Origin of the sequence: Natronomonas salinimetallica (assembly GCF_013839515.1) — an archaeon.
GTDB lineage: Archaea > Halobacteriota > Halobacteria > Halobacteriales > Haloarculaceae > Natronomonas.
Genome location: NZ_JACDNQ010000007.1, coordinates 115,769 through 134,045 on the forward strand (window position 1 = coordinate 115,769; position 18,277 = coordinate 134,045).

Annotated in this window: 20 protein-coding genes and 1 pseudogene; 13 read left to right on the top strand and 8 right to left on the bottom strand. The window is 64.5% G+C overall.

The window, feature by feature from the left end:
* Positions 1-40 precede the first annotated feature (40 nt).
* Positions 41-313, bottom strand: coding sequence for a glutathione S-transferase N-terminal domain-containing protein (locus HZR14_RS07660; protein ID WP_181692273.1), 273 nt, complete (start codon positions 311-313; stop codon positions 41-43).
* A gap of 88 nt (positions 314-401) precedes the next feature.
* Here HZR14_RS07660 and HZR14_RS07665 point away from each other — a divergent pair.
* Both HZR14_RS07665 and HZR14_RS07670 read left to right on the top strand, forming a co-directional pair.
* Positions 402-698 (top strand): annotated as a pseudogene (locus HZR14_RS07665) (DUF7969 family protein); the annotation flags it as partial.
* A gap of 233 nt (positions 699-931) precedes the next feature.
* Positions 932-2,101 (top strand): CaiB/BaiF CoA transferase family protein, encoded by a 1,170-nt coding sequence (locus tag HZR14_RS07670; RefSeq protein WP_181692275.1) that lies wholly within the window; start codon positions 932-934, stop codon positions 2,099-2,101.
* Positions 2,102-2,180: 79 nt separating this feature from the next.
* Here the strand turns inward: HZR14_RS07670 and HZR14_RS07675 are convergent, their stop codons facing one another.
* The gene (locus HZR14_RS07675; RefSeq protein WP_220132486.1) at positions 2,181-3,080 is read right to left on the bottom strand and encodes a DMT family transporter; all 900 of its coding nucleotides are present in this window, start codon (positions 3,078-3,080) and stop codon (positions 2,181-2,183) included.
* A gap of 300 nt (positions 3,081-3,380) precedes the next feature.
* Between HZR14_RS07675 and HZR14_RS07680 the strand changes: the two genes are divergently transcribed.
* From HZR14_RS07680 to HZR14_RS07695, 4 genes are all read left to right on the top strand, one after another.
* Complete coding sequence (locus HZR14_RS07680) at positions 3,381-3,518, top strand: hypothetical protein (RefSeq protein WP_181692276.1); 138 nt, start codon at positions 3,381-3,383, stop codon at positions 3,516-3,518.
* Complete coding sequence (locus HZR14_RS07685; RefSeq protein WP_181692277.1) at positions 3,515-4,504, top strand: YeiH family protein; 990 nt, start codon at positions 3,515-3,517, stop codon at positions 4,502-4,504. The genes HZR14_RS07680 and HZR14_RS07685 overlap by 4 nt, the downstream gene beginning before the upstream one ends.
* 92 nt (positions 4,505-4,596) lie before the next feature.
* Complete coding sequence (locus HZR14_RS07690) at positions 4,597-6,270, top strand: rhomboid family intramembrane serine protease (protein WP_181692278.1); 1,674 nt, start codon at positions 4,597-4,599, stop codon at positions 6,268-6,270.
* Positions 6,271-6,433: 163 nt separating this feature from the next.
* On the top strand, positions 6,434-7,438 hold the full coding sequence (locus HZR14_RS07695) for a lysylphosphatidylglycerol synthase transmembrane domain-containing protein (RefSeq protein ID WP_181692279.1): 1,005 nt from the start codon (positions 6,434-6,436) through the stop codon (positions 7,436-7,438).
* Positions 7,439-7,459: 21 nt separating this feature from the next.
* Here HZR14_RS07695 and HZR14_RS07700 read toward each other — a convergent pair whose 3' ends face one another.
* Positions 7,460-8,101: an METTL5 family protein gene (locus tag HZR14_RS07700; protein ID WP_181692280.1), complete on the bottom strand. Its 642-nt coding sequence runs from the start codon at positions 8,099-8,101 to the stop codon at positions 7,460-7,462.
* A 101-nt stretch (positions 8,102-8,202) separates the two neighbouring features.
* Between HZR14_RS07700 and HZR14_RS07705 the strand changes: the two genes are divergently transcribed.
* The gene (locus tag HZR14_RS07705) at positions 8,203-8,643 is read left to right on the top strand and encodes a hypothetical protein (RefSeq protein ID WP_181692343.1); all 441 of its coding nucleotides are present in this window, start codon (positions 8,203-8,205) and stop codon (positions 8,641-8,643) included.
* Positions 8,644-8,740: 97 nt separating this feature from the next.
* Here HZR14_RS07705 and HZR14_RS07710 read toward each other — a convergent pair whose 3' ends face one another.
* Positions 8,741-9,757 carry a disk-shape morphogenesis protein volactin gene (locus HZR14_RS07710; protein ID WP_181692281.1) on the bottom strand — a complete coding sequence of 339 codons (1,017 nt, stop codon included), beginning with the start codon at positions 9,755-9,757 and terminating at the stop codon, positions 8,741-8,743.
* Positions 9,758-9,954: 197 nt separating this feature from the next.
* Here HZR14_RS07710 and HZR14_RS07715 point away from each other — a divergent pair, with 197 nt between their 5' ends.
* Both HZR14_RS07715 and HZR14_RS07720 read left to right on the top strand, forming a co-directional pair.
* Positions 9,955-10,722, top strand: coding sequence for a DUF2797 domain-containing protein (locus HZR14_RS07715; RefSeq protein WP_181692282.1), 768 nt, complete (start codon positions 9,955-9,957; stop codon positions 10,720-10,722).
* Between the two features lie 57 nt (positions 10,723-10,779).
* Positions 10,780-11,223, top strand: a complete 444-nt coding sequence (locus HZR14_RS07720; protein WP_181692283.1) for a hypothetical protein — start codon at positions 10,780-10,782, stop codon at positions 11,221-11,223.
* A 158-nt stretch (positions 11,224-11,381) separates the two neighbouring features.
* Here the strand turns inward: HZR14_RS07720 and HZR14_RS07725 are convergent, their stop codons facing one another.
* The 4 genes from HZR14_RS07725 to HZR14_RS07740 form a co-directional block, all read right to left on the bottom strand.
* A complete protein-coding gene (locus tag HZR14_RS07725) occupies positions 11,382-12,530 on the bottom strand; it encodes a pyridoxal phosphate-dependent aminotransferase (protein WP_181692284.1) in 1,149 nt (382 codons plus the stop codon).
* On the bottom strand, positions 12,527-12,943 hold the full coding sequence (gene ribH, locus HZR14_RS07730; protein ID WP_181692285.1) for a 6,7-dimethyl-8-ribityllumazine synthase: 417 nt from the start codon (positions 12,941-12,943) through the stop codon (positions 12,527-12,529). Before ribH ends, HZR14_RS07725 begins: the two co-directional genes overlap by 4 nt.
* 108 nt (positions 12,944-13,051) lie before the next feature.
* Positions 13,052-13,543: a 50S ribosomal protein L11 gene (locus tag HZR14_RS07735; RefSeq protein WP_181692286.1), complete on the bottom strand. Its 492-nt coding sequence runs from the start codon at positions 13,541-13,543 to the stop codon at positions 13,052-13,054.
* Positions 13,544-13,834: 291 nt separating this feature from the next.
* Entirely contained in the window at positions 13,835-13,999 is a 165-nt protein-coding gene (locus HZR14_RS07740; protein ID WP_181692287.1) for a hypothetical protein, read from the bottom strand.
* 137 nt (positions 14,000-14,136) lie between these two features.
* On the opposite strand from HZR14_RS07740, the gene HZR14_RS07745 reads away from it, so the two are divergent.
* The 4 genes from HZR14_RS07745 to HZR14_RS07760 all read left to right on the top strand — a co-directional run bounded on the left by HZR14_RS07745 (position 14,137) and on the right by HZR14_RS07760 (position 17,897).
* The gene (locus tag HZR14_RS07745; RefSeq protein WP_181692288.1) at positions 14,137-15,252 is read left to right on the top strand and encodes an OBG GTPase family GTP-binding protein; all 1,116 of its coding nucleotides are present in this window, start codon (positions 14,137-14,139) and stop codon (positions 15,250-15,252) included.
* Between the two features lie 39 nt (positions 15,253-15,291).
* Complete coding sequence (locus HZR14_RS07750; protein WP_181692289.1) at positions 15,292-15,729, top strand: DUF2391 family protein; 438 nt, start codon at positions 15,292-15,294, stop codon at positions 15,727-15,729.
* Between the two features lie 141 nt (positions 15,730-15,870).
* Positions 15,871-16,824, top strand: a complete 954-nt coding sequence (artA, locus tag HZR14_RS07755) for an archaeosortase A (protein WP_181692290.1) — start codon at positions 15,871-15,873, stop codon at positions 16,822-16,824.
* Positions 16,821-17,897, top strand: a complete 1,077-nt coding sequence (locus HZR14_RS07760; RefSeq protein WP_181692291.1) for a hypothetical protein — start codon at positions 16,821-16,823, stop codon at positions 17,895-17,897. Before artA ends, HZR14_RS07760 begins: the two co-directional genes overlap by 4 nt.
* Positions 17,898-18,277 lie beyond the last annotated feature (380 nt).

Sequence of the window (18,277 nt, forward strand, 5' to 3'; positions counted from 1 at the left end):
GACCGTCTCCCAGTCGATGTGCCATGACGATTCGATCCGTCTACTGTTCGGTTTCGGCGTCGGTGGGGTTGACGCCGCCATACGTTGTCTCCAGATACTCGAGGATCCGCAGTGATTCGCTCATCGAGACGCCGAGTCGGTCGTCGACGAGTGCGGGAACCCGCCGTTGGCCCGTGATCGACTTCACCTCGTCGCGTTTCGAGTGGAGCGCTTCGACCCATACGCTGTCGAACGCCGCTTCCGATTCGTCGATCGCGTCCGCGACGAGTTCGCAGTACGGACAGCCTTCGAGGCGGTACAACGTGACGCTCATGCTCTCGTATACGGGGTTCAGAACAAAAAGCAGTCGGGCCGACTGCCCCAAGCGATACCCCCAAACGGGGTCGGAGCATACGCATAACATGGCGACTCCAGTCACCTACTACTGCCCACATTGTGAGACCGTCGTCGAACTGCAGCGCGAGGGGTATCTCGCGGATAAATCCGTCACACCGTTCCCGCTCAACGGCTGGACATACGTCTCGGCCGACGGGGACTACGAATCCGACGACGCCGATGGCGTGCGGTTCGTCTGTGGTACGGACGGATCCGTGCGGGATCCGGACGACGAAGGGTGTGGAGAGCCGTTCTACCTCTCGTTTGTCCGCTCCGGTACGACGGACGCGGGAACGGCCGTCGATCCGACCGCCGAGACGGAGTGATCCCGACCGTGGATGACACTGCCGGCGAGTATCTATCACGCGCGACCCCCCACGGTTGATACTGCCGGACGTACCGAGTTGAATCGCGGGCCACTCGACACGCACGTTCGACCGGCGGTTCGGGCATGTACCGAGTCGGATGTTCACGAACGGACGTCCGGCAGTATGAGAACAACGCGTCATGAACGTACAGCCGGCAGTATTATTCCCGGTCGGTAACACCGACATCCATGCGACTTGACGGAATCCGGATCCTCGATCTCACCCGATTGCTCCCCGGCCCGTACGCGACACAGCTGCTCGCCGACGTCGGTGCTGACGTGATCAAGATCGAGGACACCGAGACCGGCGACTACGCTCGACGGATGGCCCCGACGACCGACGACGGGGTCGGCACGATTTTCGACGCGGTAAACCGTAAAAAACGTAGTGTCGCTCTCGATCTCAAGACGGACGCGGGGCGGAAGGCGTTCTACGATCTCCTCTCCGAGGCGGACGCCGTCATCGAAAGCTTTCGGCCCGGTGTGGCCGAACGGCTCGGCGTCGATTACGAGACGGTCGCCGAACGCCGGCCGGACGTTGTGTATTGCTCGTTGACGGGATATGGACAGAACGGCCCCTACGCCGACCGACCCAGCCACGATCTCAACTGCGTTGGGCTGTCGGGGTTGCTCGATATGACCCGACGGGGCGCCGATGAGTCACCACGGATGCCAGGATACCAGATAGCCGATATCTCCGGCGGGCTGCTCGCCGCGTTTTCGATCTGTGGCGCGCTCTTATCACGTGAGCTCGGTAACGGAGACGGCGAGTATCTGGACGTCTCTATGACCGACGCGGTCGTCTCCTTCTCGCAGGCTCTCGCCCCCGACGTGCTCCGTGGCGCTAACCCGCGGCCCGGAGAAACGCCGTTCACCGGCGGCTATCCGTGTTATGGGATTTACGAAGCGAAAGCGGGAAACTACGTTACGCTGGGTGCGCTCGAACCCAAGTTCTTCGAGGCGTTCTGTACGGCCGTCGGTCGGCCAGAACTGATCGACGAACACATGTCCGAGGATCCCGCGATCCGGGAGGCTCTCCGTTCGGAACTCGAAGCGATTTTCGCCGAACGAACCCGCAAAGCGTGGGTAGACCTGTTCTCGGACGTCGATACCGCGGTCGCGGGCGTCTATACCCCCGCGGAAGCGTTCGAACATCCACAGATCGAGGCCCGGGGATACGTCCAACGGCCCGAAGGCGGTGCTCCGCGCATCGGGTTTCCCGTCCGTGGCTCCGACCTGCCGGAAGGGGACGGTGGGGAACGTCCCGGCCACGGCGAACACACCGAGGCGCTGTTGGAATCGGTCGGATACGACGACGCCGAGATCGATCGGCTCCGATCGAACGGCGTGATCCGGTGAGAGGTCGTACGGAGCGTCGTACGGGCGTACCGACCGTCGCTCGCCCGGTCGGCGATGGCCGGTAGAACCGCGGTCCGCATCAGCCCGCGGCCGCGATAACCTCTGTGAGGCTGTGACGTTTTATCAGCGCGAACCCGACGAACACGACGAGAAAGCCGATCACCGACGAGAGACCGATCGACTCCCCGAGGAGGAACACACCAGCGATCGTCGCGACGATCGGCACGAGGTACGTCACGAGGCTCACCTCGAACGCCCCGCGTTCGCTCAACACGGTGAAGTAGATCACGAACGCGATGGCGGTCGAGAAGACGCCGAGGTAGACGACCGCTCCGAGGGCGATCGGATCGCTCCCGGCCGCTGTCATCGTTTCACCGTACGCGAGGCTGAGTACGTGAAGTGTGATCCCGCCGACGAACATCGCCCAGCCGGTCATCGCCACGCGCTCCATCGACGGAGCCGTGCGCTGGACGAGCACGCCGCCGAGTGAGACGCTCACGACCTGCCCGACGATCACGAGACGGCCGACCGTGCTCGCACCGAACAGGTTCCCCGGATCCGGCTGGACGATGAGTCCGATTCCGACGAACCCGAGGACGATCCCCGAGGCGCCGACGGCGGAGAGCCGTTCGCCGAGCAAGACGAGAGCCCAAAGCGCGGTGACGATCGGAACGAGCGCCTGCAGAATCGCGGCGACGCCGCTCGGAACGGTCTGTTGTCCGATGAACAGCAGGCCGTTTCCGGCGACGAGAAAGAGTCCACCGCTGGCGATCGCCGCGACGTTGTTCCGACCGGCCGGCCACCAGCTGTCGGTCGTACCGATGGCATACCCCAACAGGAGGACGGCGGCGACGTCATACCGGAACGCCGCGAACAGAAGTGGCGGAAGATACTCCAGTCCGACCGAAATAGCCGGGAACGATAGCCCCCAGAGGAGTGCGAGAGCCACGAGCAAGCCTGGAATGTAGAACCGGGACACGGTGGAGAGTATCGTGAGACGAACAAGTCCCTATCGAAATGCGAACAGGCGATCCGACAGCGACTGGCGGGCGTGGATCGCGGTGGGCGTCCTCGACGCCGCGCTCCCGCCTCGGCGACCCGCCAGCGTTCGGTCACTGCATACGGCGGTTGGATCCGTGTTCGTATATAAAATCGGGGGGACGAGCGTGATCGCGGTCGGGAAAGCCGACGTACGTGAGATATCACAAAACCAGCAATAAATGCCTATATCGGCGACAAAATCAGTAGATATACAATCCCGGATCGACCAAGCGTCCTCATGAAAGACGATCGGTTCGGCGGGGTACTCCGGGGCGCGATCGACCGCTGGCAGTGTCTCGACGCTGACTGGCAGGGCGTCCTCCTCGGAGTCACGATCGTCGCTTTCATCGTGTTCTTCGGCGTCGACGTTCCATGACGGCCGATGCCGTCGACGCCCTTCCGGGGATCGTCGTTCTCTGTCTCGGCGCGCTGTCGGCGCGCACCCTCTCGACCGTCGTCGGCGTCAACGAACTGCTCCTCGCGATCGGACTCGGAGTCGTAGTGGCGAATACGGTCGGCGTTCCCGATCGGCTCGGTCCCGGCGTCGCGACACACAGTATCTGGCTCGCAGCGGGGATCGTCCTGCTCGGTGCGTCGTTGACCGTCGAGTCCATCCTCGAAGCCGGCAGCACTGTCCTCGTTTTGATGCTCCTTACGGTGGCGGTCACCGTCGGCATCGTCGAGACGATCGCCCGAAACGTCGCCGGATTGACCGAGCGGTTCGGTTCGTTGCTGGCCGCCGGGGCCGGGATCTGTGGTGTCTCGGCGGTCGTCGCCGTCGGTGGCGCGGTCCGCGCGAAGGAAACACAGATCGCCTACGCCGCCGGGGTCGTCCTGTTGGCCGACGCGGTCACGATCGTCGTCTACCCGATCGTCGGCTCCGTCCTCGACCTCTCGGGGATCGTCTTCGGCGTCTGGGCCGGTGTTAGCATGCTCTCGACCGGGCCTGTCGTCGCGGTCGGGTTCGCTCACTCGGAGGTTGCCGGCCAGTGGGCGACGGTGACGAAACTCGCCCGTAACGCCCTGATCGGGGCTGTCGCCCTCGGGTATGGGAGTTATTATGCCCGGCATGGCTCGGGGGGCCCGACATCTCCCCGGATGCTGTGGGTGAACTTCCCGAAGTTCGTCCTGGGGTTCCTCGCTTTCATCGTGCTCGCGAGCGCTGGTGTGTTCTCTTCGGGCCAGCAGGCCTCGATCGCGAACGCGGTCGATTGGCTGTTCCTGCTCGCGTTCGCCGGTCTCGGTACGGAGATCCGGATCGACGACCTCCGCCGGACCGGCGTCGTTCCCGCACTCGTCGTGTTCGCGACGATGCTGCTCGTGAGTGCCGTATCACTCGTAGTCGCACTTGCGGTGTTTTGAGGCGGTGTCGGGCGATCGTAGGGTGGTGTCGGGCGATCGGGAGGAGGGATCGAACCGGGGGCTTATTTGTCCGGCCGGCCGTCCCCTCGAGTATGGACGTGGTGACGCTCGTGGGGGTTAATGCCGCGACGCTCGGTTGGTATCTCGTCCTCGCGGCCGGGGTCTTCGTTTCTCTCGTTTCCCTCGTGTATCTGAGTCGCCCCGGCGGCCGGTGGGGATCGACGGTCCGCAAACGGCTCGTCATGGGGGTTCCGTGGGGAACGCTCATCGCCGTCCTCGGCGTCGCCCTGTTTTATCTGTTCGTCCAGGACGGCCTCGCGGACCCCACAACCCCGGTCGAGATCCCGTTTCGGGCCTACAGTTACTTTTATCCGCTCGGGATCCTCACCGCCGGGTTCGCCCACTCGGGGCTGGGCCACGTTACGAGCAACCTCCTTGCGACGCTCGTGTTCGGGTCGTTGGCGGAGTACGCCTGGAGTCACTTTCCGCACCGCCGGGGGAGTTCGTCGTTCTCGTCGGCTCGGACGAACCCGTTCGTCCGGATCGCCGTCTGGCCGTGCGCGATTGCCGTCACCGCCGTCACGACGTCGGCCTTCGGGCTCGGGCCGGTGATCGGCTTCTCGGGAGCCCTCTTTGCCTTCGTCGGGTTCTCGCTGGTCCGGTTTCCGATCGCGACCCTCGTCGCGGCCCTCTCGACGCGGATCGTTGCCCAACTGTACAACGCACTCCGGGTGCCGGAGGTCCAACAGACCGCCACGGAGACGTTTTCGCGGCCGTGGTGGGCGGGGATCGCGGTTCAGGGCCACGCCCTCGGACTGTTGCTCGGGGTCGTGGCCGGAACGGCGCTGTTGTATCACCGCGACGTCCGCCCGACGCCCGAACACGTCTGGCTCGCCGCGCTCGCTTTCACCGTCGACCGGGGCCTGTGGGCGCTCTACCTCCCGGAGGGCTCCGAGACCTACCGGCTGTTCAGGGCGCTGGGGATGGCTGCGGTTTTCGTTCTCGCCGCGATCGTCGCGGGCGGGGCGGCGGCGACGCCCCGAACGCTGCTTCCGAGCATCGATCTCTCGCGTCGGGAGGCGGCGTTCGGGCTGGTCTTCGCTACGCTCGTGGCGGTCTCGGCCGTCGCGGTTCCGCTGAACCTCTATACCGTCGGGGACCCCTCCGCCGGCGTCGGGGACGCCGATCCGATCGAAATCGAGGATTACACGGTGTTTTACGCCGAGGACGTCGAAAACCAGTTCGTCCCGGCGATCGCGGTCCCCGGCGTAAAAAACCGGACCGGGGACCGCGTCGAGTCGAGCGGGCTCATCGTCGTCTCCGAGCGCCGGAACGTCTGGTGGGAAGAGGTGTCTGCGGCGCGGCTCGAATCGACGGGGGCCGCGACCGTCCGGATCGGCGGCCTCACCTGGAGTGAGGACGTCCGTGCGACGCGGACGGCCTGGGACGTCACCGGCGGGAACGCGACGTATCACGTCCGCCTCGGCGTCGCGGCCGACGAGGACCGCCCCGTCGTCTTCCGTGCCGATCCCGTCCGTGCCGACGCCATCGTCGACGGCCGGAACGTCTCGATAGCGCCCGTCGGGGACCGCTTCGAAATCGCCGTCTCCCGCGGCGGCGACCGGCTTGGAACGGCCGATATCCCGGCCGAAAACGGGACGGTCACGACCGGCGGGCTCACGTTCGTCCGCGAGGGCCGGGACGTGTTCGCCGAACGCGGGGAGACGCGGGTTCGGATCGCGCGACGGGGGAGTGATCGCACGTGAGATCGGTATGGTCCGTTATAATAGACATCGCAACTATTCACACGTCGATCGTACTGCCGCCGTGCGGTCGAGCGTGTATCGTCTTCCGATCTCTACTATAGTTCGCCCGTCCCGTCCGGAGATCCCAGGGTTCTTAAGTGGCCGAGGGGCGAGGAATGTACCGATGCGGAATAACCTAAAGCCGGTCCTCAGTGTGGCGGCGGCGATCTCCGCGTTCGGGGCGATCTTTCTGTTCGTCGACCTGTCTGCGGTCCTCGACGTCATGGGCGATTCGGACCGACGATACGTGTACCTCCTGTTCGTCTCCATGTCGGTCGCGATCGGGATGCGGGGGTACGTGTACGTCCGACTGCTCAATCTCGTCGGGTACAACGGCGGGATGTTCCGGGGACTGTGGCTGTTTTTGATCTACTCCGTGTTCAGATATACCCTCCCGTACGCCATGGCCGGAACACAGACGGTCATGGCGTATCTTTCCTCTCGCGACGACCGCATCGAAATAGAACATGCGTTCGGCGCGGTTCTGGTCGCCGATATTCTGGTGTACGTCCCCCACTTTACCCTGGGCGGCGTCGGAATCCTCGTATACAGCGGTAACGTCCCCAATGGGACGCTGTTGTCCGCCGGTATCCCCGTTGCCGCCCTGGTTGCGGTACTGGGCGTCGGATACTATCAGCGTTGGGTCGTATACCGGGTGTTCGAGCGCGTGTCCGCCGTCGTGAACGCGGTCCGGAGCCGAATCGGTCGCCCCTCGAACGTCAAGGAAAAATCGCGTGTGTCGGCGTTTTACGATTCGATCGACAGGATCTCCTCGAGTCGTCGTGCGACCGCGAGCGGCTTGGTATTCGGACACCTGGGGATGTTGTTTTTGATGATCCCCCTCACTATCGCCGGACACGCCGTCGGCGTGAGGATCCCCATCGCGCTTTCGGCCGGCATCGTAATGATAACGAAGTTCTCGGGCGTGCTACCCACGCCGGGAGGGGTCGGGGGCATAGAGGCGATAATGGTCGCGATGCTCGTTACCATCGGGGATATCGGCAGTGCTACGGCCACTGCGGTGACGCTTCTGTACCGACTCTCGACGTATTGGTACCTGATCCTACTCGGCGGGATCGCGACGACCCCCCTGTTACGGGAACGGTTGCGGACCGACCGTCGGGTTTGAGAGCGTATCGCGCACTGACCGCTACGTCCACTCGATCCGATAGACTTCGGTGTCGATCGAGCGGGAGTCGGCGTCGTGGTGTTCGAACTGCCGAGGGAGTTCGAACGCCGCGGCGAAGGCGTGGGTGACACGTCCGCCGTTGTCGTCGGCAAACGCCCGAACGAACGATTCGCTACCGGCGTTGTGAACGGAGTAGGAGACGCCCGCGATCGCGGCGGCAGTCTGGAGAAATGCGCGATCGGCACCCTCGTTGCCGGACTGTGCGCCGAACGGCGGGTTCATGAGTACGGTCGCGTCCTCGGTCGGGATGACGGGGACGACACTCACGTCACCCCTGACCCACGAGACGTCGGTCATCGCGCCCACGCGGCGCTCGTTTTCGCGCGCCGTCGAGAGTGGGGCGGGGTCGATATCGATCCCGATCGCCCGTTCCGGGCCCCGCAGCGCCGCCCCCAATGCGAGCATCCCCGTCCCACAGCCGAGATCGAACACCGTCCGTCCCTCGACGTCGCCCTGCAGATCCGCGACGTGGACGATGTGTGCCGCCAGATCCGGCGGCGTGTGGTACTGCTCCAGCGGCGCGTGTGGATCCTCGAACCCCGCCACGACGGCCAGCTCCTGGGCCAGTCGTCGCCGTGTCGCACCCGCGGTTCCGTCTGCCATCGTGGGACATACTTCACGGGAATAGGTATAAATTTACGGATGCACCTCAGTTATTCGCCCTCGGGAGTACATTCTTTTCACCGCCGCTACAACGGCCGGGTATGGACTGTCCCCGCTGTGGTGGCGACCTCGACCGATATACGCTCGGGGACCGGACGGCCGTCGGATGTGCATCCTGTGGCTACGCCGGCGTCCCCGTCGAACACCGAGGGGAACGGACCCGGGTCACGACGTGGAGCGAAGCGATCGCTCGGTACGCTGACGCCGCAAGTACGGGATCGGTGACCGTCAAAACCGTCGACGGCGAACCCGAACTGGAGGTGGTTCTCAACTCCGATCCCCGATCGAAGGCGTCCGATCCCGAGCCGACGGTCGTCCGCATCGACAGCCCGGATCCAGCACTCGCGGCCACGTTCGAGGCCGCCGACGGCGGCGGGACGCTCGCCTGTGCCGTCTGTGAGTCGACTTTCGAGACGCGCGATGCGCTGTATGACCACCTCGCGGTCCACTCCGGGATGGACCCGGAGTCCGAAGACGTCTGAGGGTCGATCCAGCGGCTGGAGACACCCGAGCGACCGTCCAGCGGCTGGAGACACCCGAGCGACGGTCCGGAAACCGTGGACACGGCCCCCGACGGGATTACTCCTCGGATTCGGCCTGTGCGTCCGCCTCGTCGCTTCCCTCTTCGGTTCGGGAGGCGACGAGGGCACCACGGGCGACGCTGTAGAGCGGCTCTTTGGCCTTCCGGACGTGACTGATCGAGAACGGGATGTCGGCCTTGTCGAGGCGTTCCTCGAAGAGCTTCTCGAAGCCCGGGGGGCTCGACGTGCCGCCGGTGACGACCACCGGGACGTCGAGGCCCTCCTCTACGTCCTCCTCGTTGACCTCGCGGGCGATGTTCTCGATGACGTAATCGAGCAGATTGTCGTAGTAGATCGACAGCGCCCCTTCGACACCGCCGGCATCGGTCGTGAAGTCGAGCCGGAAGTCCTCCTCCTTGGTCGATGTGACCTTGTCGACGTTCTCGCCGGTCGCGGTGGCGGTCTGTTCGTCGATCCAGTCGCCACCGCGGGCGACGCTAAACGTCATGACCGGGACCGCATAGTAGGACAGACAGACGTTGGTCATGCCCGCCCCAAAGGAGATACCGAGGCCGGTGAAGTTGTGATCCGCGAGTTCGGAGTAAATGACCGCCATCCCCTCGTTGATCGGTTCCGGGTCGTACCCGATGTCACCGAGGAACGATTCGAGCGTCTTCTGGTGGTACAGCGTCGAGAGATCCGAGTCGATCGGATCGGCGGGCGTCGAAAAGTACACCCGTTCGTTCGGGCGCTCCGGTTCGCCGACCACCTGCTCGAGTATGAGCTTGATCATCGGGATCGCGGATTTCTCCTCGGAGGAGAGGATCCCGTGTTTCATCGGTCTCCGGGTCTCCTCGTTGAAGATGTTCGCGAAGTTCAACGCGTCGTCGCCGACGACGTAGACGTTGTCGTCACGCCGGATGTGGAGGACGTCGGATCGACTGAGCATCCGATCCGCCATGTCGCTGTAGTCGATCTCGACGAAGGAGTTTCGCTGTGATACGAAGACAGACTCGTTGCCGTCCTGCCGTGCCGAAACGATGTTCATCGTCCCGACGTCAATGCCACGGGCCATACCTAAACGGCTGCTGGCGGGCTATTAATACTGCCGGCTATGTCTCCGCGGTGAGCCGCCCGCCACGGGGGACGGTGCCCGCCGAAACGTCGTGACCGACCGGACGACGGGAGGGAACTCCCCCGAAACCGCGGTCCGAACACCTCCCCGAAACCGCGGTCCAAACCGATAAGCCGCTGGCAGGACTATCCGAACCCGTGCAGGTCGTCGGCTACCGGACGGAGGATCGAGCGGACGCCGAGGCGGCGCTGATCGTCGCGCGGAACGGCACCGTCGAGGAGGAGCCGCTCCCCGCCGGGCGCAAACTCGCGTACACGCTCGGCGACCGCCACTGCGCCGGGACCGTCGACGGGGACGACCACGTCCGCTGTGCGGCCCCGTCGGTGCCGTACTGTGAGCGCCACGACCCGACGTGGATCTGTGCGAAGTGTACCGGGAGCTGTCTCAAGGCGGAGATGGACTGCTACGACGAGCACGTCGTCTACCTGGCGGCGTTCGCCCCCGCGACGTTCAAAGTCGGCGTAACGGGGCGGCCGGATCCGACCCGTCGACTCCGCGGGCAGGGTGCCGACCGCGGGGCGATCGTCCGGCGCGTCGCCAACGGCCGGATCGCGCGGGAGATCGAAGCGGAGATCGCGGCCACGACGCCGATTCCGGATTCGGTCCGCGTTCCGGCGAAGATCGCGGGAATGGGCCGGTCAGTCGACGGGGCGTCCTGGAGGCGGCTGCTCGAGGGCTTCGACGTCGAGCGGACCCACGAGTTCGACTACGGGCTCGAATTGGATGCCGCGCCGATCGCCGAGACCTTTGCCGCCGGGAGGGTCGTCGGGACGAAGGGGCGGGTGCTCGTTCTCGGGCGCTCCGGGGGCCGCTTCGCCGTCGACATGCGGTCGTTGGTCGGCCACGAACTCGAGGCGGGGACGAGCACGCGGACGCTCCAGTCGGATCTCGGCTCGTTCGGCTGATCGCCCCCTGTCCCGGGAACCTGTGGACTTTTTTGTCGTGAGCCGAAAGGTGGGGTTATGACAGACGAAAAAGATCCCGACGGAGAGGGCGGCAACGAGGACGAAGGCGAGGAGAAATCCTTCCGTGAGCGCGTCGAGGAGATCAGACAACAACGATCCGAGGAGGGCGAGGGCGACGGTGAGGGCGGGGAGATGAGCCGCGAGGAGAAAATGAAAGAGATGATGGGCGGCGGTGGCGGCCCCGGTGGTATGGGCGGCGGCGGTCCCGGCGGCAACCCCTTCGCACAGATGATGGGCGGTATGATGGGCGGCGGTGGCGGCCCCGGTGGTATGGGCGGCGGCCCCGGCGGCATGGGTGGCGGCCCGCCCGGAATGGGCGGCGAGGCGGACCAAGAGGAGGCCGACAACGAAGAACTCGTCCGTGAGGTCCGGAAAGTCCGCGACGAACTCCACGACATCCGACGCGAGATCGAGCGTATCGGCGACGCCCTGGAGGAGTAAGCGAGACGCGGCGGCGGGTCGGACAGCCGTTTTCTTTTCTGCGAAATCGGGGAGGATACCGGCGACTGTAAACGACCTCACGACGGCTTGTTCGTCTTGACACCACAGGACGCGCATCTCTTCGTCGTGTCTGTCGATTTCTTCGTCGTGTCTGTCGGCTAGATATAGCCGGCGTCGGCGAGCCGTTCGACGCCCTCACGGAGGCGTTCCTCGCTCGCAGCGTAGGAGAGCCGGGCGTACCCGGGGGTTCCGAAGGCGCTCCCCGGGACCGTCGCGACGTGGGCCTCCTCGATGGCACCCTCACACCACGCCTGGTCGTCGCCGTCGACCGGCAGCATCATGTAGAACGCGCCGTCCGGGACGGGCACATCGATGCCGTGTTCGGCGAACAGCTCTACGAGCATGTCACGCCGGCTCTCGAAGGCGTTGCGCATCTCCGCGACCGATTCCTCGGTGTTTTCGAGCGCCTCGATCCCGGCGCGCTGGACGAAGTTCGCCGCACACGACACCGAGTGCGAGTGGAGCTTTCCGGCCTGCTCGATGAGCGACTCGGGGGCGGCGAGATAGCCGAGTCGCCAGCCGGTCATCGAGTACGCCTTCGAGAAGCCGTTGATCGTGACCGTTCGGTCGCCCATCCCGTCGAGCGCCCCAAGCGACGTCTGCTCGACCCCGTAGGTGACCGTATCGTAGATCTCGTCCGAGATAACCGTCACGTCGTGGTCGACGGCGAGGTCGCGAACGCCTTCGAGCGCCGCGTCCGTGAAGACCGCGCCCGAGGGGTTCGACGGAGAGTTGATAACGAGGAGCTCGGTGTCGTCGGAAACCGTCGCCGCGAGCTCGTCGAGGACCGGCTCCAGTTGGAACGCCGACTCGGAGAGGTCGATCCGCGAGAGGCTGCCACCGGCCAACTTCGCCATCGCCTCGTAGCTGACCCACGCCGGATCCAAGAGGACGACCTCGTCGCCGTCGTCGACGAGCGTCTGGAACGTCTCATAGAGCGCCTGCTTGCCGCCCGGCGTTACGATGACTTCGTCGGTCGTATAGTCGAGACCGTCTGCTTCGAGTTTTCCGACGATCGCCTCCTTCAGCTCCGGGACCCCGTTCGATGGCGTATAGCCGGTGTGGCCGGCGTCGAGGGCGGCCTTTCCCGCCTCGACGACGTTCTCGGGCGTCGGGAAGTCCGGTTCGCCGACGGAGAGATCGACGACGTCGACGCCGTCGGCTTCGAGTTTCGATGCGAGGTTGCTGATCGCGAGCGTCGCGCTGGGTTCGACCCGCTCGACGCGATCCGTGAATTGCATTGTCATAGTGTATCGAGTTCCTCCGCGAGTGAAATAGCGCTTCGGACGGCGCTCGCGCCGTGGTGGGTCCGCTCTTCGGCCTCCGCGTGGCTCATCCCGGGACCGGTGATCCCGAGCGTGACCGGCGTGTCCCGCTCGAGGGAGACGTCGGTGAGTCCGGCGGCAGCCGCATCGCCGATCACCTTGTCGTGGTCCGTATCGCCGGTGACGATCGCGCCGAGGACCGCGACGGCATCGATCTCCGGCCGTCGCGCCAGCCGGTCGGCCGCGAGCGGCGTATCGTAGGAGCCGGGGACCTCGATCGTTTCGACGATCTCGGCGCCGGCTTCGGCTGCGGCCTCCCGGGCACGGGACGCCATTTCGTTCGTTATTGGCCGCTCTTTGTTGAACTGCGCGACCACCAATCCGAGCGCTACCATACCTACGGATGGGTCTCGCCACCTAAAAGAAGTGCCGAAAGAGTCCCCGGGACGGAGCCCGCGGTCTCGGCGGGCGAGGTCACCCAGCCGAATATAAACAGGGGGTGGTTACGCTGCCGCCTTCGACTCCTCGAACGTCCCGTCGAACTCGCCGTTGTCGAGCCGTTCGTTGAACGTTCGGGCGTCCTCGCCTTCGACGGTGACGCCGAGGGAGGCACACGTGCCCGCGACTTCCTTCGCGGCGTTTCGCGCGTCGTATGCCAAGAGGTCGGGGAGTTTCTGTTCGGCGACCGTCTTGAGCTGTTCGGCACTCATGTCGGCGACGAACTCCTCGTTCGGCTCGCCGGACCCGGTTTCGAACCCGAGTTCGTCCTTGATCAGTGCCGCCGTCGGCGGGACGCCGACTTCGATACTGAACGAGCCGTCGTCGTCGTAATCGACGGTGACGGGGACTTCGGTCCCGTCGAACGCCGCCGTCTGTTCGTTGATTTCGTTGACGACCGCCTGCACGTCAACCGGGGTCGGGCCGAGTTCGGGGCCGAGCGGCGGCCCCGGGTTGGCCTGCCCACCGGGGACGAGCACTTCGATAGTTCCAGCCATGTACGTCCCGAGTGTCGCTGCGGTTTTAAGCGTTGTCGATTCGAACCGGCGTGGTACCGGTACGCAATCCGGCGTCCATCTGTCAGGGAGCGCGGCCAACCGGGGATCCCGCCGGCGGTGCGTTCACGACGTGTCCCGTCCTCATACTGACGGACAAAAGAATGTACACACGACGCACGAGGATCACGCCGTTCGACGGAGCGAACGGCGGATCACTCGTGAGTCGGTTTCATTTGATTTCGTCCACCAGTATCAAGGGAACATAAAACGCTATTAGGGGTACATAAAATGTCAGGCGTTGATCACAAACAGCCCGAAGACGGCGGCGGCGACGAGCACCCCGCCGACCGTTCGGAACCCGTAGCCGAAGATCGTCGAAAAGATGAGATGGAACACGCCGACGAACGCCACCCCGGCACAGACGAGCGTGTACGCGAGCCTCCGTTTGCCGTCCATGCCGTCGGTACGGATCCGAGAATAAAAGTCTTGGTCGTTTCCAGCGAGGTCTCGGTCGTTTCGAATCCCCGCCGTCCTCGGGCCGTCTCGTCTCCCAACCGAACGTCTTTTTCGGCACCGGCGATACCTCACTTCTAATGGGGCTCAAAGAGGAGATCGAGGCGATCGAGGAGGAGATCGCCGACACCCCGTACAACAAATCGACCGAACAGCACATCGGTCGGCTGAAGGCGAAACTATCGGAAAAAAAAGAAAAGCTGGAACGTCAACAGTCCTCGGGAAGCGGCGGGGGCGGCTACGCCGTCGAGAAACACGGCGACGCGACGGTCGCGCTGGTCGGGTTCCCTTCCGTCGGCAAGTCGACACTTCTCAACGCCCTGACGAACGCGGACAGCGAGGTCGGCTCCTACGAGTTCACCACGTTGGACGTCAACCCCGGGATGCTCGATTACCGGGGGGCGAACATCCAGTTGCTCGACGTTCCCGGTCTCATAGAGGGGGCGGCGGAGAACCGTGGCGGCGGCCAGGCGGTCCTTTCGGTGGTTCGAACGGCCGATCTCGTCCTCTTCGTCCTCTCGGCGTTCGAGATCGACCAGTACGAACGGCTGTATCAGGAGCTGTATAAGAACAAGGTCAGGCTCGACACCGAGCCGGTACAGGTCAACATCCGCAAGAAACACAAAGGCGGCATCAACCTCACCACGTCCGACCGGGTGAGTCTCGACGACGAGACGATCATGGGCGTCCTCCGGGAGTACGACTACGTCAACGCCGACGTGACGATCCGCGAGGACCTCACGATCGACCAGCTGGTCGACTCCCTACAGGACAACCGCGAGTATCTACCCTCCGCCGTCGCGGTCAACAAAGTCGATCTGATCGACCCGAGCTACGTCGAGACGGTCGAGGGGAACCTCCGTGAGCACGACATCGATCCCGAGGAGGCCGTCTTTATCAGCGCCGAAAAGGAGCGCGGGCTCGATTCGCTCAAAGAGACCATCTGGGACGATCTGGGGCTCATTCGGATCTACATGGACAAGCCGGGCCGCGGCATCGACCGAGAGGAGCCACTCGTCCTAACGGAGGAGAAAAACACCGTCGACGACGCGTTACACGAACTCGGCGGCAGCTTCGAGGACCGGTTCCGGTTCGCCCGCGTAAGCGGCCCCTCGGCGAAACACGACGAACAGCAGGTCGGTCGCGATCACGAACTCGAAGACGAGGACGTCCTCCGGATCATCGCCCGAAAGTGAGCGGGAGCGATTTATTTATGCGGCCCCGGTAGCGGATCCATGAAATTCAGATATCCCCGCGAGTTTCGGCTGGCGGACTCGGCACAACAGCTCGTCGGCGGATTCTTGCTCGCGGGGCCGTTCGTCGTGACAGAGGAAGTCTGGGTCCTGGCGGGGAACATGCGTCCCGTGCAGGCGCTCGCGACGGTCTGTGTCGTGTTCGCGATCGGATACGCGACGCTGTATAAAGCGGACACGAACCGGGATCCCGACGACGAACGGAACGTCGCCGGCGTCCCGATCCGGTTTATTTCCCTCATGCTCGTCTCGTTCGGGTCGGTGACGATTCTGGCGGTCCTCTTCGGCGCGCCGGAGACGTTCATCGGAACCGACCGGACGAGCGCCGAGGTCGCGGTGATCACGTTCAACGCCGTGAGCGTCGGGTCGGTCTTTAGCGTCGTGGGGGCGGCGACGGCGGACAGCGTCTTCTCGCGGTGACAGACGGCGTCTTCTCGCGGTGACAGACGGCGTCCCCTCGTAGGTGATCGATCGGAGGCGAGAGCCGTTCAGACCGACGGCTGTGCGGGCGGCCGACACCCGACGATAAGACATATACCCGTCGTGGTGTATCCTTTGGATATGTCGCTTTCGGCGCAGTCGCTCACCGAGTTCTCGGTGTTGCCCTACACCGACGTGCTCGCGTGGGTCGTGATGGCCGTCTTCGTCGCCGGCGTCGTCGCCGACCGGCGCGGGAGGCGCGAACTCGCGCTCCAGGTGACCGCGGGCGCGTGGGGACTGTTCGCGGTCTTTTGGTTCCTCTTGATCCACCACTTCGCGTTGATCCACCGGAGCGCGATCGAAGCGGCCCTCGTCGTCTTCGCCGTTCCCGCGTGTCTGTACGTCGGGTGGAACCTCCTCAACGGCCGGGAGTCGCTGTTGACGCTCTCGCGGGCGATCGCGTTCATGACGATTATCTATCTCCCCTTCGAGACCTCCTATTTCGCCCGACAAGTGTTGATCGAGACCGTCGCCACGCAGACGTCGATGGCGATCGACCTGCTCGGGTTCGGCGGGGAAGTCCAGTTCATCGAGGACCCGACCGGGGAAACGACGTTCATGAACACCTTCTGGTTCCCGGAGACGGGACAGGCCTCTCGGATCGTCTTCGCGTGTACCGGTATCGGCGCGATGGCCATCTTTGGCGGCCTGATCGCGGCCGTCGACGCGCCACGCCCCAAGAAGGTGATCGCAACGGTGGTCTCGATCGGGATCATCTGGGTGCTCAACGTCGGCCGGAACGTCTTTATCGCCGTCGCCAACGGGTACCAGTGGTTCGCGGTATCGTGGCTCGAAGGCCCCGTCATGTTCCTGTTCGGGCTGTCCGACCCGACCCGGGTGTCGTTTTTCGTCGCGGATCGGATCCTCTCGCAGGGACTTGCGGTGTTCGCGCTCATCGGCATCGCGTTTTTCGTCTCCCGGTGGGTGCCCGAGTTGCTCGACATCGGGGAGGAACTCCTCTCCGTGCTCTTGGGCCGGGACGTACACCTTCGAGCGCCGGAGACCGCTCCGGACGGAGGTGAGCCCGATCCGTGACCGGCGAGGACGAAAAGAGCGCGTCCGAGGCCGGCGCGGATGGGGGATCCGCCGCTGACGCGAAAGGCTCCGACGCCGGGACCGAAAGCGGCGGGATTACCCGCCGACGGATGCTGCTCGGGAGCGGGGCATCGATCGCCACCCTCGGCGGCGGTCGGGCGCTGTACAATACCGTCCTCGGCTACGGGCAGTTCGGCATGGGGACAAACCTCGAAGAACAGGACATAGCGCCCCTCGCTACCGAACGGTTGGTGCCGAGCTACGACGAATCGATCGGGGGGACGCGGATCCGAGCCGTCGGGTCGGGACTCACGGCCGAGGAGGCGGGAGACGAGGCGTTTTTGCGGTTCGGAACCGACCCCGTCGACGCCGCCGCGGACCTCGATTCGCGCCTCGGCCTCGAGGGCCGCTTTCGCGAGCTGTTTGTCGATCTCTCGGCCTTTCGGGCCGGGGAGTACGCCTTCGAGTTTCACGACCCGCCGGCGTTTTTCGACCGCCTCGGGGGCGGCGACGTACGTCCCGAGGTCGTCACCACGGTCCGTTCGAACTGGGACCGGGTCATCGATCCGGAGACCGTCGGACAGTTTGCCGACGCCGATCCGTCCGACCCGCCCGCCGTCGTCGAGGGGCTGGTCTCCGGGTTCCGAGACCACGCGACCTACGACGTGCCCCGGTATCTCGCCGGATCGGTCGAAGACAACGTCATCCTCGGCGCGGCCGACCTCCGACGGTACTTCGAGGACGACGTCGGCTTCGAGGCGCTCTTGGAATCCGAGGAGACCGGGATGTTCTGTTGGGAACTGGTATATCGCTCGATCGAGGCGCTACAGGCGGTCGCCGCGGACCGCCAGTCGGTGCCGGTCGCGGCCTGCCACGTGAGCGACGGCCGCCATAAACACGCCTACACGGGGATTCTGGGGGCTATCAGGGTCGGCGGCGAACTCCGGTTTCCGATGACGTTCGTCGATTACACCCACACGACGCTGTACGACGACGTCGGGCTGACGGGCGTGTTGGGCGAGGGACTTGCGGCCTACGACGACGGCCACCGGGCCGACGAGATATACTGGTGAACCGCCTCGGGGGCAAGTGGTTCGAGAGACGCCGTCTACGTGTGGACCCAAGGCGGCTACCAAGTTGGTCGCGAGCCCGACGACTATCTGCGAAGATTGACCACCTGAGCTGATCGGTTCGGGATTGAACGATCTGGATCCATTCGCCGACAGTGGGAAAGCAGTCACAGAGTGGACGAATGGTAACATATGGGCCACTTATCACCCACAAGTCGCCGATATCCGCCGAACCCGAGCGCTGATGAATCTCGCAGAACGGTACTGCTCGAAGTCGGATTTCTCGATGAAATCGCTTGAGCCGGTTCTTTGAGAAAGTTTCGTGCCGGCTCTTCGCTAACTGAGTGAAACAACTTTCGGATCATCGATATTGTTACTGATTG

Coding starts and splice junctions, on each gene's coding strand:
- HZR14_RS07660 (WP_181692273.1), bottom strand. CDS start 313: ATGAGCGTCACGTTGTACCGCCTCGAAGGCTGTCCGTACTGCGAACTC.
- HZR14_RS07670 (WP_181692275.1), top strand. CDS start 932: ATGCGACTTGACGGAATCCGGATCCTCGATCTCACCCGATTGCTCCCC.
- HZR14_RS07680 (WP_181692276.1), top strand. CDS start 3,381: ATGAAAGACGATCGGTTCGGCGGGGTACTCCGGGGCGCGATCGACCGC.
- HZR14_RS07685 (WP_181692277.1), top strand. CDS start 3,515: ATGACGGCCGATGCCGTCGACGCCCTTCCGGGGATCGTCGTTCTCTGT.
- HZR14_RS07690 (WP_181692278.1), top strand. CDS start 4,597: ATGGACGTGGTGACGCTCGTGGGGGTTAATGCCGCGACGCTCGGTTGG.
- HZR14_RS07695 (WP_181692279.1), top strand. CDS start 6,434: ATGCGGAATAACCTAAAGCCGGTCCTCAGTGTGGCGGCGGCGATCTCC.
- HZR14_RS07700 (WP_181692280.1), bottom strand. CDS start 8,101: ATGGCAGACGGAACCGCGGGTGCGACACGGCGACGACTGGCCCAGGAG.
- HZR14_RS07705 (WP_181692343.1), top strand. CDS start 8,203: ATGGACTGTCCCCGCTGTGGTGGCGACCTCGACCGATATACGCTCGGG.
- HZR14_RS07710 (WP_181692281.1), bottom strand. CDS start 9,757: ATGGCCCGTGGCATTGACGTCGGGACGATGAACATCGTTTCGGCACGG.
- HZR14_RS07720 (WP_181692283.1), top strand. CDS start 10,780: ATGACAGACGAAAAAGATCCCGACGGAGAGGGCGGCAACGAGGACGAA.
- HZR14_RS07725 (WP_181692284.1), bottom strand. CDS start 12,530: ATGACAATGCAATTCACGGATCGCGTCGAGCGGGTCGAACCCAGCGCG.
- ribH (WP_181692285.1), bottom strand. CDS start 12,943: ATGGTAGCGCTCGGATTGGTGGTCGCGCAGTTCAACAAAGAGCGGCCA.
- HZR14_RS07735 (WP_181692286.1), bottom strand. CDS start 13,543: ATGGCTGGAACTATCGAAGTGCTCGTCCCCGGTGGGCAGGCCAACCCG.
- HZR14_RS07740 (WP_181692287.1), bottom strand. CDS start 13,999: ATGGACGGCAAACGGAGGCTCGCGTACACGCTCGTCTGTGCCGGGGTG.
- HZR14_RS07745 (WP_181692288.1), top strand. CDS start 14,137: ATGGGGCTCAAAGAGGAGATCGAGGCGATCGAGGAGGAGATCGCCGAC.
- HZR14_RS07750 (WP_181692289.1), top strand. CDS start 15,292: ATGAAATTCAGATATCCCCGCGAGTTTCGGCTGGCGGACTCGGCACAA.
- artA (WP_181692290.1), top strand. CDS start 15,871: ATGTCGCTTTCGGCGCAGTCGCTCACCGAGTTCTCGGTGTTGCCCTAC.